The 12,328-nt window shown below is 71.0% G+C and carries 12 protein-coding genes (1 of these 12 only partly in view); 10 read left to right on the top strand and 2 right to left on the bottom strand.

What is annotated here, in order from left to right:
- Positions 1 to 157 precede the first annotated feature (157 nt).
- The 9 genes from argC to ACTWNK_RS27655 all read left to right on the top strand — a co-directional run bounded on the left by argC (position 158) and on the right by ACTWNK_RS27655 (position 9,144).
- A complete protein-coding gene (argC, locus tag ACTWNK_RS27695; protein ID WP_474307471.1) occupies positions 158 to 1,180 on the top strand; it encodes an N-acetyl-gamma-glutamyl-phosphate reductase in 1,023 nt (340 codons plus the stop codon).
- Positions 1,177 to 2,331: a bifunctional glutamate N-acetyltransferase/amino-acid acetyltransferase ArgJ gene (gene argJ / locus ACTWNK_RS27690; RefSeq protein ID WP_474307470.1), complete on the top strand. Its 1,155-nt coding sequence runs from the start codon at positions 1,177 to 1,179 to the stop codon at positions 2,329 to 2,331. The genes argC and argJ overlap by 4 nt, the downstream gene beginning before the upstream one ends.
- A complete protein-coding gene (gene argB / locus ACTWNK_RS27685) occupies positions 2,328 to 3,200 on the top strand; it encodes an acetylglutamate kinase (protein ID WP_474307469.1) in 873 nt (290 codons plus the stop codon). The genes argJ and argB overlap by 4 nt, the downstream gene beginning before the upstream one ends.
- Positions 3,200 to 4,369 (top strand): acetylornithine transaminase, encoded by a 1,170-nt coding sequence (locus ACTWNK_RS27680; RefSeq protein WP_474307468.1) that lies wholly within the window; start codon positions 3,200 to 3,202, stop codon positions 4,367 to 4,369. Before argB ends, ACTWNK_RS27680 begins: the two co-directional genes overlap by 1 nt.
- A complete protein-coding gene (argF, locus tag ACTWNK_RS27675) occupies positions 4,362 to 5,282 on the top strand; it encodes an ornithine carbamoyltransferase (protein WP_474307467.1) in 921 nt (306 codons plus the stop codon). The genes ACTWNK_RS27680 and argF overlap by 8 nt, the downstream gene beginning before the upstream one ends.
- A gap of 8 nt (positions 5,283 to 5,290) precedes the next feature.
- The gene (locus ACTWNK_RS27670) at positions 5,291 to 5,785 is read left to right on the top strand and encodes an arginine repressor (RefSeq protein WP_474311003.1); all 495 of its coding nucleotides are present in this window, start codon (positions 5,291 to 5,293) and stop codon (positions 5,783 to 5,785) included.
- A gap of 62 nt (positions 5,786 to 5,847) precedes the next feature.
- A complete protein-coding gene (locus ACTWNK_RS27665; RefSeq protein ID WP_474307466.1) occupies positions 5,848 to 7,047 on the top strand; it encodes an argininosuccinate synthase in 1,200 nt (399 codons plus the stop codon).
- 25 nt (positions 7,048 to 7,072) lie between these two features.
- Positions 7,073 to 8,515, top strand: coding sequence for an argininosuccinate lyase (gene argH / locus ACTWNK_RS27660; protein ID WP_474307465.1), 1,443 nt, complete (start codon positions 7,073 to 7,075; stop codon positions 8,513 to 8,515).
- Positions 8,516 to 8,565: 50 nt separating this feature from the next.
- Positions 8,566 to 9,144 (top strand): DNA-3-methyladenine glycosylase, encoded by a 579-nt coding sequence (locus tag ACTWNK_RS27655; protein WP_474307464.1) that lies wholly within the window; start codon positions 8,566 to 8,568, stop codon positions 9,142 to 9,144.
- A gap of 8 nt (positions 9,145 to 9,152) precedes the next feature.
- Here the strand turns inward: ACTWNK_RS27655 and ACTWNK_RS27650 are convergent, their stop codons facing one another.
- Positions 9,153 to 9,560: a PH domain-containing protein gene (locus ACTWNK_RS27650; RefSeq protein ID WP_474307463.1), complete on the bottom strand. Its 408-nt coding sequence runs from the start codon at positions 9,558 to 9,560 to the stop codon at positions 9,153 to 9,155.
- A gap of 87 nt (positions 9,561 to 9,647) precedes the next feature.
- On the opposite strand from ACTWNK_RS27650, the gene tyrS reads away from it, so the two are divergent.
- Positions 9,648 to 10,922: a tyrosine--tRNA ligase gene (gene tyrS, locus ACTWNK_RS27645; protein ID WP_474307462.1), complete on the top strand. Its 1,275-nt coding sequence runs from the start codon at positions 9,648 to 9,650 to the stop codon at positions 10,920 to 10,922.
- 63 nt (positions 10,923 to 10,985) lie between these two features.
- Here the strand turns inward: tyrS and ACTWNK_RS27640 are convergent, their stop codons facing one another.
- On the bottom strand, positions 10,986 to 12,328 hold the 3' portion of the coding sequence (locus ACTWNK_RS27640; RefSeq protein WP_474307461.1) for a glycosyltransferase family 39 protein. Its footprint extends 181 nt past the window's final position; only the last 1,343 of its 1,524 coding nucleotides appear in the window; its start codon lies beyond the right edge, outside the window — the gene reads right to left on this strand; it ends in the stop codon at positions 10,986 to 10,988.

The raw sequence follows: 12,328 nt of genomic DNA, 5'->3' as shown, positions 1-12,328 counted from the left end.
AGGTATCGCTAGATCTATGTTCTGTGAGTGATTATGCATTCGATAGGCGTTTTGTCCGATCTCACGGCCTGGATTCGGCTTGCATGTTCTTGCGATCGAGTGCATCATTCACTCAGCAAGAACATGAGATGTAGTGCATAAACATGCAGGGGGCGGGATGAAAGCGGCCATTGCCGGAGCGAGCGGCTACGCGGGAGGCGAGCTGCTGCGCCTGCTCCTGGCCCACCCGGCCCTGGAGATCGGCGCACTGACCGCCGCGTCGAGCGCGGGCGACCCGCTCGGCGCACACCAGCCACACCTGCCCCAGCTCGCGAGCCGCGTCATCGAGCCCACCACCGAGCAGACCCTGGCCGGGCACGACGTCGTCTTCCTCGCCCTGCCGCACGGCCAGTCGGCCGCCATCGCCGAGCAGCTCGGCGAGCAGTCCCTCATCGTCGACTGCGGCGCAGACTACCGCCTGACCGACCCGGCCGCGTGGCAGGAGTTCTACGGCGGCGAGCACGCAGGCACCTGGCCCTACGGCCTGCCCGAGCTGCCCGGCCAGCGCGAGGTGCTGCGCCGGGCCAGGCGGATCGCCGTGCCCGGCTGCTACCCGACCGCCGTCACGCTCGCCCTGCTGCCCGCCTTCGCCGCGGGCCTGGCCGAGCCCGACGTCGTCGTGGTCGCCGCGAGCGGCACCAGCGGAGCGGGCAAGGCCGCCAAGGCCAGCCTGCTGGGCAGCGAGGTCATGGGCTCGGTCAGCGCCTACGGCGTCGGCGGCGTGCACCGCCACACCCCCGAGATGGAGCAGAACCTCTCGGCCGTCGCCGGAACGGCCGTCACCGTCTCCTTCACCCCGACGCTCGCCCCCATGAGCCGCGGCATCCTGGCCACCTGCACCGCACCCGCCAAGCCCGGCCTCACCGCCCAGGGCCTGCGCGAGGCCTACCACGCCGCACTCAAGGACGAGCCGTTCGTCACGCTGCTGCCGCAGGGCCAGTGGCCGGCCACCGCCATGACCTACGGCGCCAACACCGCCGCCCTGCAGGTGACGCTCGACGAACGCGCCGGACGCGTGGTCGCCGTCATCGCCATCGACAACCTCACCAAGGGCACGGCCGGAGGCGCGATCCAGAGCGCGAACCTCGCACTCGGCCTGCCAGAAGAGCTCGGCCTTCCCCTGACAGGAGTCGCTCCGTGAGTGTTACCGCCCCCCTCGGCTTCTCGGCCACGGGCATCGCAGCAGGCATCAAGGCCGGCGGCGCCCGCGACCTGGCCCTCGTCGTCAACGACGGCCCCTCGCGCGCCGCCGCGGGCGTCTTCACGGCCAACCGCGTGAAGGCGGCCCCCGTCGTGTGGTCGCAGCAGGTCCTGACGGGCGGCAGGGTGCGCGCGGTCATCCTCAACTCCGGCGGCGCCAACGCCTGCACCGGCCCCGCCGGGTTCCAGGACACCCACGCCACCGCCGAGAAGGTCGCCGAGCTCCTGCAGGACTCGGCAGGCGAGATCGCGGTGTGCTCGACCGGCCTGATCGGCGAGCGCCTGCCCATGGACGCCCTGCTCGGCGGCGCCGAGACGGCCGCCGCACAGCTGTCGAGGGACGGCGGCCTGGCCGCCGCCGACGCCATCAGGACCACCGACTCGGTCTCCAAGATCTCCTTCAGGCGCGGCGACGGCGGCTACATGGTCGGCGGCATGGCCAAGGGAGCCGGAATGCTCGCCCCCGCGCTCGCCACCATGCTGTGCGTCATCACCACCGACGCCGACCTCACCTCCGAGCAGCTCGACACCGTCCTGCGCAAGGCCACGGCCAGGACGTTCGACCGCCTCGACGCCGACGGCTGCATGTCGACGAACGACACCGTGCTGCTGCTGGCCAGCGCGGCCAGCGGCGTGACGCCCGACCTCGCGGAGTTCGAGAAGAAGATCACCGAGGTCTGCGCCGACCTGGCCAGGCAACTGCTCGTCGACGCCGAGGGCGCGAGCAAGGCCATCGCGATCGAGGTCGTCGGCGCCGCCAGCGAGGCCGACGCCGTCACCGTCGGCCGTACCGTCTCCCGCTCGAACCTGCTCAAGTGCGCCATCCACGGCGAGGACCCCAACTGGGGCCGCGTGCTGTCGGCCGTCGGCACCACCGACGCCGTCTTCGAGCCCGACCGCATCAACGTCGCCATCAACGGCATCTGGATCTGCAGGGGCGGCGCCGTCGGCGACGACCGCGACAAGGTCGACATGCGCCCGCGCGACGTCACCATCACCGTCGACCTGTCGGCGGGCCCGCACTCGGCCACCATCCACACCACCGACCTGACCGCCGCCTACGTGCACGAGAACTCGGCCTACAGCTCATGAGGGCCAACGGAGCCCTCGCCAAGGCCGCCACCCTCATCGAGGCGCTGCCCTGGCTGGCCCGCTTCCACGGCGCCACCGTCGTCGTCAAGTACGGCGGCAACGCCATGACCGAGGAGTCCCTGCGCGAACGTTTCGCCGAGGACGTGGTCTTCCTGCGCTACGCCGGGCTCAAGCCGGTCGTCGTGCACGGAGGCGGCCCGCAGATCAACGCCCACCTCGACAGGCTCGGCATCGAGTCGACCTTCACCGCCGGGCTCAGGGTCACCACGCCCGAAGCCATGCAGGTCGTCAGGATGGTGCTCACCGGCCAGGTCAACCGCGACGTCGTCGGCCTGATCAACAGGCACGGGCCCTTCGCCGTCGGCATGTCCGGCGAGGACGCCCATCTGTTCACGGCCGAGCGCAAGCACGCCCTCGTCGACGGCGAACGCGTCGACATCGGCCAGGTCGGCGAGATCGTCAAGGTCGAGCCGGGCGCGGTCAGGGCCCTGCTCGACGACGGGCGCATCCCCGTCGTCTCCAGCGTCGCACGCGCCGAGGACGGCACCGTGTACAACGTCAACGCCGACACCGCCGCCGCGGCGCTCGCCGTGGCGCTCGGCGCCCAGAAACTCATCGTGCTCACCGACGTCGAAGGCCTGTACGCCAACTGGCCGCACGACAGCGACGTCATCGACAAGCTCGACGCCGCAGCGCTCGAAGAGCTGCTGCCCGGCCTGGCCAGCGGCATGGTCCCCAAGATGGAGGCCTGCCTGTCGGCGGTCAAGGGCGGTGTGCCGCACGCCCACGTGCTCGACGGGCGCGTGCCGCACGCCCTTCTGCTGGAGATCTTCACCGACCACGGAATCGGAACCATGGTGATGCCCTGATGTCGCTGTACGAGCGGTTCGAAAAGGCCTTCATGCCGAACTACGGCGTGCCCGCCCTGGCCCTGGCCCGCGGTGAGGGCGCCCGCGTGTGGGACGTCGAGGGCAACGCCTACCTCGACATGATCGGCGGCATCGCCGTCTCCTCACTCGGCCACGCGCACCCCGCCCTGGTCCAGGCCGTCACCACCCAGGTCTCGACGCTGGCCCACACCTCCAACCTCTACCTGCACGAGCCCGAGGTGCTGCTCGCCGAGAAGCTGCTGAACCTGCTGGGCGAGCCCGCCAAGGTCTTCCTGTGCAACTCGGGCACCGAGGCCAACGAGGCCGCCTACAAGCTCGCCGTCAAGTACGGCAAGGCCAACGGCCGCCCGTACTTCGTCGCCACCGAGAACGGCTTCCACGGCCGCACGATCGGCTCGCTCTCGCTGACCGGCAAGCCGTCGATCCGCGAGCAGTTCGGGCCCTTCCCCGTCGAGGTGCGCTTCGTGCCCTACGGCGACGCCGACGCGCTCAAGAACGCCGTCACCGACGAGTGCGCCGCCGTCTTCCTCGAACCCACCCAGGGCGAGGCGGGCGTGGTGCCACCGCCGGACGGCTACTTCGCCGCCGCACGCGACATCTGCACGGCCGCGGGCGCGCTCCTGGTCGCCGACGAGATCCAGTCGGCCATCGGCAGGACCGGTCACTGGTTCGCCCACCAGGCCGAAGGCGTGCTTCCCGACATCCTCACCCTGGCCAAGGGCCTGGGCGGCGGCCTGCCGATCGGCGCGTGCGTCGGCTTCGGCCAGGCGGGAACGCTGTTCGCCAAGGGCGACCACGGCTCCACGTTCGGCGGCAACCCCGTCTCCTGCGCCGCCGCGCTCGCCGTGCTCGACACCGTCGACCTCGACCACGTCCAGCAGGTCGCGGCGCAGCTGTGGGAGGGGCTCGGCGCGATCGAGCACCCGCTGCTCAAGGGCGTGCGCGGCAGGGGCCTGTGGGTGGGCATCGTGCTCACCGAGGACGCGTCGGCCAAGGTCCAGGCCGCGGCCCAGCAGGCCGGTTTCCTGCTCAACGCCCTGCAGCCGGACGCGCTGCGCATCGCGCCGCCGCTGGTCATCACGGCGCAGGAGGTCCAGGCGTTCGTCGACGCGCTGCCCGGCATCCTCACGGCGGCCTCCCATGGCTGAGCACTTCCTGCGCGACGACGACCTCACCCCCGCCCAGCAGCGCGAGGTGCTCGACCTGGCCGCCGCCATGAAGAGCGACAGGTACGGCTACCGCACCTTCGCCGGGCCGCAGACCGTCGCCGTGCTCTTCGACAAGCCCTCCACCAGGACCAGGGTCTCCTTCTTCGTCGGCATCGGCGAACTCGGCGGCCTGCCGCTGGTGCTGGACGGCGGCACCTCGCAGATGGGCAGAGGCGAGTCGATCGAGGACACCGCCAAGGTGCTGGAGCGCCAGGTCGCGGCCATCGTGTGGCGCACCTCCGGCCAGGAACGCATCGAGGCCATGGCGGCCGCGTCCCGCGTGCCGGTCGTCAACGCGCTCACCGACGAGTTCCACCCCTGCCAGATCCTGGCCGATCTGCAGACCGTGCACGAGAAGTTCGGCTACACCGAGGGGCTGACGCTGACCTACCTCGGCGACGGCGCCAACAACATGGCGCACTCCTACCTGCTCGGCGGCGCCACCGCCGGAATGCACGTCAGGATCGGCGCGCCCGGCGGCTACACGCCGGACCCGGCCGTCGTGGCCGCCGCCGAAGCGATCGCCGCGACCACCGGCGGCTCGGTCCACGTCGGGGCCGACCCGGTCGCCGCGGCCGACGGCGCCGACGTCGTCACCACCGACACCTGGGTGTCGATGGGCCAGGACGGCAAGGACGAGCGGATCGCCGCGCTCATGCCGTACCAGGTCAACGCCGCGCTGATGGCGCACGCCTCGCCCGACGCGATCGTGCTGCACTGCCTGCCCGCCTACCGGGAGCTGGAGATCACCGCGGAGGTGCTCGACGGCCCGCAGAGCGCGGTGTGGGACCAGGCCGAGAACCGGTTGCACGCCCAGAAGGCGCTGCTGCACTGGCTGGTGAGCGCCTCGTGACGATCCCGATGACCAAGGTGGCACGGCAGGCCAAGATCGCCGACCTGCTGCAGCGCCAGGCCGTGCGCTCCCAGCCGGACCTGGCCAGGCTGCTGGCCGAGAACGGCGTCGAGGTCACCCAGGCCACACTCTCCCGCGACCTGGACGAACTCGGCGCGCTCAAGCTCAGGGCGGAGGACGGCTCGCTCGTCTACGCCCTGCCCGGCGAAGGCGGCGGACGCATCCCGCTGGCCAGGCTCGGCACCGGCGAGAGCCCGGCCGCACGGCTGCACCGCCTGGCCGAGGAGCTCCTGGTCGCCGCCGACGCCTCGGCCAACCTGGTGATCGTCAGGACGCCGCCAGGCGCCGCGCAGTTCCTCGCCTCCGCCATCGACCACGCCGACTGGGAGTCCATTCTCGGCACCGTCGCGGGCGACGACACCATCCTCGTCATCAGCCGCGATCCGCAGGGCGGAACCGCGGTCGCCGAGGCCCTGCTGAAGGCCGCGGACCGACGTACGTAGCCCGCCACCGCGCGGGCCGCCCGTTCGCCCTTCACACGCACGCACCAAAGGATCCTGAAGCAATGTCAGAAAGAGTCGTTCTCGCCTTCTCCGGCGGCCTGGACACCTCCGTGGCCATTCCCTTCCTCGCCGAGCGCATGAACGCCGAGGTCATCGCGGTCGCCGTCGACCTCGGCCAGGGCGGCGAGGACATGGAGGTCATCCAGAAGCGCGCCCTGGACTGCGGCGCGGCCGAGTCGGTCGTGGTCGACGCCAAGGAGGAGTTCGCCGCCGACTTCTGCATGCCGGCCCTGCGTGCCAACGCCCTCTACATGGACCGCTACCCGCTGGTCTCGGCGCTGTCCAGGCCGCTGATCGTCAAGCACCTGGTCGCCGCGGCCAAGAAGTACGGCGGCACCACGGTCTCGCACGGCTGCACCGGCAAGGGCAACGACCAGGTCCGCTTCGAGGCCGGCCTTGCCGCACTCGCCCCCGACCTCAAGGTCGTCGCCCCCGCCCGCGACTACGCCTGGACCAGGGACAAGGCCATCGCCTTCGCCGAGGACAAGGGCCTGCCGATCGAGACCACCACCAAGAACCCCTACTCCATCGACCAGAACCTCTGGGGCAGAGCCGTCGAGACCGGCTACCTGGAGGACATCTGGAACGGCCCCGGCGAAGACGTCTACTCCTACACCGACGACCCGGCCGTGCCGCGCGAGCCGGACGAGGTCGTCATCACCTTCGCCGGCGGCGTCCCCGTGGCGCTCGACGGCAGGCCGCTCACGCCGTACCAGGTCATCGCCGAGCTGAACCGGCGGGCCGGAGCCCAGGGCGTGGGCAGGATCGACATGGTCGAGGACAGGCTCGTCGGCATCAAGTCGCGCGAGATCTACGAGGCGCCGGGTGCCGTCGCCCTCGTCGCGGCGCACATGGAACTGGAGAACGTCACCGTCGAGCGCGACCTGGCCAGGTTCAAGCGCGGCGTGGACCAGCGGTGGGGCGAGCTCGTCTACGACGGCCTGTGGTTCTCGCCGCTGAAGAACTCCCTCGACGCCTTCATCGACGACGCGCAGCGGCACGTCTCGGGCGAGGTGCGGATGACGCTGCACGCCGGTCGCGCGGTCGTCACCGGACGCAGGTCGCAGCAGTCGCTCTACGACTTCTCGCTGGCCACCTACGACAGCGGCGACACCTTCGACCAGTCGCTGGCCAAGGGGTTCGTGCAGTTGTGGAGTCTGCCGTCCAAGATCGCGTCGGCGAGGGACGCCCGTCAGGGCTGAGTGGGCTAGGGTCGCTGGGCCAAGGATGCAGGGTAATGGGAGGGAAACTACGGTGAGTGATGGCAAGCCGATGCGGCTCTGGGGCGGACGCTTCGAAGGAGGTCCCGCCGACGCGCTGACCCGGCTGTCGGTGAGCGTGCACTTCGACTGGCGTCTGGTGCCCTACGACCTGCTGGCCTCCAGGGCGCACGCCCGGGTGCTGCACAGGGCGGGGCTGCTGACCGACGACGAGCTCGAGCGCATGCTGCACGCGGTCGACGACCTGGAGGCGGCCTGCAAGTCGGGCGAGTTCCGTCCCACGGTCGCCGACGAGGACGTGCACACGGCGCTCGAACGCGGTCTGCTGGAACGGCTCGGCTCCCTCGGCGGCAAGCTGCGCGCCGGACGCTCGCGCAACGACCAGATCGCCACCGACCTGCGCCTGTACCTGCGCGACCACGTGCGCACGATCGTCTCCAGGCTGGTGGAGCTGGAGACCGCGCTGATGAGCCAGGCGGCCGAGCACGCCGACACCGCAGCGCCCGGCATGACGCACCTGCAGCACGCCCAGCCGGTCTCGTTCGGCCACCAGCTCCTCGCGCACGTCCACGCCTTCACCCGCGACATCGACAGGCTGCGCGACTGGGACAGGCGCGCCGCCGTCTCCCCGCTCGGCTCGGGCGCGCTCGCCGGGTCCTCGCTGCCGCTCGACCCGGAGGCCGTGGCCGCCGAGCTCGGCTTCGACAGCGCCGCGCCCAACTCGATGGACGCGGTGTCCGACCGTGACTTCGCCGCCGAGTTCCTCTTCGACGCCGCGCTGATCGGCGTGCACCTCTCCCGCCTCGGCGAGGAGATCGTGCTGTGGGCCTCGCAGGAGTTCCGCTGGATCGAGATGGACGACGCCTACTCCACCGGCTCGTCGATCATGCCGCAGAAGAAGAACCCCGACGTCGCCGAGCTCGCTCGCGGCAAGTCCGGGCGGCTCATCGGCAACCTCATGACGCTGCTCACCACGCTCAAGGGCCTGCCGCTCACCTACAACCGCGACCTGCAGGAGGACAAGGAGCCGGTGTTCGACAGCGTCGACACCCTGCTGCTGGTCCTGCCCGCCGTCGCCGGTCTGGTGGCCACCATGCGGGTCAACACCGCACGCCTGGAGTCGTCGGCCCCCGACGGCTTCGCCCTGGCCACCGACCTGGCCGAGCTGCTCGTCCGCAAGGGCGTGGCCTTCCGCGACGCCCACGAGGCCGTCGGTCACCTGGTCGTGTGGTGCCAGGTCAACGACAAGGACCTCGGCGAGCTGACCGACGAGGAGATGGCCAAGGTCTCGCCGCACCTGACGCCCGACGTACGCGACGTGCTCAACGTGCCCGGCGCGCTCGCCGCGCGCAAGGCACACGGCGGCACCGCACCCGACCGCGTGCGCGACCAGCTCGCCGCACTGCGCGCGAGCGTCGACGCCCAGGCCGCCTGGGCGGCGGGCTCCTGACCCACGCACGACCAGGTCCCGGTGGGCACCCGCTCACCGGGACCGAGGCGTTGCCGCGCTCGTTCTTCGAACGGCCCTCCCACGAGGTCGCCCCCGACCTGCTCGGCCGCGTCCTGCTCGCCGGAGGCGTCGCCCTCAGACTGACCGAGGTCGAGGCGTACGGCCTGCCGGGCGAGGACCCCGCCTCGCACACCTTCCGGGGCCGCACCCCGCGCAACGCCGTCATGTTCGGCCCACCGGGACACCTCTACGTGTACTTCACCTACGGCATGCACTACTGCGCCAACCTCGTCTGCATGCCCGAGGGCCACGGCAACGGCGTGCTGCTGCGCGCCGGAGAGGTGATCGAAGGCGCCGAGCACGCCTCGGCCCGCAGGGGAGCAGCCGTCAAGGCCCGCGACCTGGCCAGAGGCCCCGCCAGACTCACGGTCGCCATGGGCCTGGGCCGTGCCGACAACGGCCTGGACTACGTCGGCCGTGTCCTGGTGGGCTCACCGCCGCCGCCGGAGCGGGTGAGCAGCGGCCCGCGCACCGGCGTCTCCAGCGCCGCCGACACCCCGTGGCGGTTCTGGATCGACGGCGACCCGGCCGTCTCGCCGTACCGTGCGCATGTGCCGAGGCGCCGGTGAGGCCGGGCTCAGGCGGTGCGGCCCCGGTCGCGCAGGGCGGCGGCGACCTCCGTGCAGGAGGCGCCGAGGTCGTTGCGGCTGAAGATGTGCAGGTGGTCGCCGGTGTCGATCTCCAGCATCTCGCTGCGCAGCCCCCACCTGGTGCGGACGTCGACCTTGACGTCCTCGATCGCCTCCCACGGCACGTGCCGCCTGCCCGCGTAGCCGTGCACGACGGTGATGCCGCTCTCGTCGACCGCCAGCCGTACGGGGACCAGCAGGTCGCGCACGGCCATCGCGGTGAGCAGCAGCGTCGACGGCACGGCGAGGATCAGCCCCCGGGTGTCGCCCTGCGACCACCAGTACGTCCCGAGACCGGCGCTCAGCACAGCCCCTAGGATCTTGAGAACGACCAGCTCACGACGGACCTTCCACATGCCCGCGACACTATCCAAGTGGCGCCCGTGTCCGCCGTTCGGGCAGGCTGTAACCACTGTCATCGTCTACTTAGGAAAGCCGGAATCGTGACCGACATCCTCGATGAGCTCGAATGGCGCGACATCCTCGCGCAGACCACCGACATCGACGCCCTGCGCAAGGCGCTGTCGGAAGGTCCGATCACGGTCTATGCCGGCTTCGACCCGACTGCACCCTCCATCCACATGGGCAACCTGGCCACCCTGCTCATCCTGAGCAGGTTCCAGCGGGCGGGACACAAGCCGATCGGCCTGGTCGGCGGGGCCACCGGCCTGATCGGCGACCCGAGCGGGCGCAGCACCGAGCGCTCGCTGAACTCCGCCGAGGTCGTCGCCGAATGGGTGGCGAGGATCAGGGGACAGGTCGAGCGCTACCTGTCCTTCGACGACTCGGCCACATCGGCCGAACTGGTCAGCAACCTGGACTGGACCGCGCCGATGTCGGCCATCGACTTCCTGCGCGACGTCGGCAAGCACTTCCCGGTCAACCGCATGCTGGCCCGCGAGTCCGTCGCGGCCAGGCTCGGCGGCGACGGGCTCAGCTACACCGAGTTCAGCTACCAGATCCTGCAGGCCAACGACTACCTGGAGCTCTACCGGCGCAACGGCTGCACGCTGCAGGTCGGCGGCAGCGACCAGTGGGGCAACATCGTCGCCGGGGTCGACCTCATCCGCAGGGTCGAGGGCGGCCACACGCACGCGCTGACCGGCAAGCTGATCACCAAGGCCGACGGCACCAAGTTCGGCAAGACGGCGGGCGGATCGATCTGGCTCGACCCGGCGCTCACCTCGCCCTACGCCTTCTACCAGTACTTCCTCAATGCCGACGACCGTGACGTGGTGCGTTTCCTGAAGGTCTTCACCTTCCGCGGGCGTGAGGAGATCGACGAGCTGGAGAAGGCCGTGGCCGAGCGGCCGTTCGCCAGGCAGGCGCAGCACGCGCTGGCCGACGACCTCACCACGATGGTGCACGGCGCCGACGAGCTCGCCGCCGTGGTCGCCGCGTCCAAGGCGCTGTTCGGCCAGGGCGAGCTGGAGGCGCTGCCCGTCTCGACGCTGGCCGCCGCGCTGGCCGAGGTACCCCGGGCGAACGTGCCCGCGCTCGGCGCCTCCTTCGTCGACCTGCTGGCCGAGAGCGGCATCGTGCAGTCGAAGTCGGAGGCCAGGCGTGCGGTCAAGGAGGGCGGCGCCTACCTCAACAATGTGAAGATCACCGATGAGGCTTACGTGCCCGGCGGTGACGATCTGCTGCAGGGGCGCTTCCTGGTGCTGCGCCGTGGCAAGAAGTCGATCGGCGGGGTGGAGGTCGGCGCCTCGGCGTGACACATCCGTTCGGGGCGGGCCTCGGGGCGAGGCCCGCCCTTCGCCGTGTTCGCGTGCCGGGTGTCAGCGGGCGAACAGGGCGACCGACAGGCCGGGCAGCTCGGCCGAATGCCAGGACCAGCTGAGCATGAACCCGTTGCGCCTGGCCGCCTCCACCTGCGGGAATCGTTTACCCTCCAGGCCGTCCGGCTTGGTGCCGCGCCACACCACCCACACGCGGCTCCGCGTACGCAGGGCCGCGTCGATGTCGGTGCGTTCGAGGAAGCGGAACCCGTGGGGCTCGGGTGTCGCCTTCAGCCTGAGGACGTCGGCGGGCATGCCCTTGGGCGCGTAGTAGTCGAACCCTCTGCGCAGCTGGCTCTGGCCGTACATGATCGCGTCGTTCGGGTGCGCCCGGTTGAGGATGCGCCGGGCCGCGCCGGGGAAGTCCTCGAAACGCCCGTTGTAGTCGCGTACCTCGGCATGTTGTGGAACGGCGAGCACACCGGCGGCCACCACCAGCGTCGTCTGCGGGATCAGGACGAGCCCGGGCAGCGCGCCGAGGCGGGGGAGCGGGGCCGACACCGCGAGCGCGGCCAGCAGCGCGAGCGCCGGAGCGGTGACGAACAGATAGCGGTCGACATACACCGGTGTCACCGTGTGCGAGACCACCAGCAGCAACAACGGCGGGAACACCAGCCAGGCCAGCAAGGTCGCCACCCACACCCGCGAGACCGGCCGCCGCCGCAGCGCCAGCAACGCCGCCGCACCGCCCAGCGCCACCACGAACAGCAGCGCCCCCGTGGCCGCGTCCCCCGCGGCCATCTTCGGGAACTTCGCCAGCACCTCGACCCCGCGCTGCGGAATCCAGCTGATCGCGTGCCGCTCCCCGAACCCGAGCAGCCCCAGCGCCGCCGCCGGCACGAACCCCGCCGCCATCACCGGCAACACCCTGGTCAACACGGTACGGCGAGGCAGCCTGGCGACGGCGAGCAGATGCGCGGGCAGCACCAGGACGGAGAACAGATGCGTGCACCCGAGCAGCGCCACCGACACCCCGTACACCAGCAACCGCCTGCCGGAGGGCACCCCTGTGCCCCTCCGCTCGACGAGCCGCCGCAGCGCCCAGAACGACAACACCACCGCAGTCGCGGCAAACGCATAAGACCGGGCATTGGCCCCGTGATACGACACCACCGGCAGTACGGCCAGCAACGCCGCGGCCGTGACACCCGTCCGCAGACCGTGCAGCCTCCTGCCCAGATCGCACAGGAAGCCGGCGGCCACCGCGACGGCGAACGCGGACGGCAGTCGCATCCACCACTCGGCCACCCCGAGCTTCATCCAGAAGTGCATGAACACGTAGTACGGCAGGAAGTGCCCGTCGATGTGCTGGGACAACGTCCAGAGGTCGGCCAGCGGGCGGG

The organism is Nonomuraea sp. IBHARD001, from assembly GCF_056106265.1.
The sequence above is the reverse complement of the archived record's forward strand: the minus strand, read 5'-3'. Positions and strand labels throughout refer to the sequence as shown.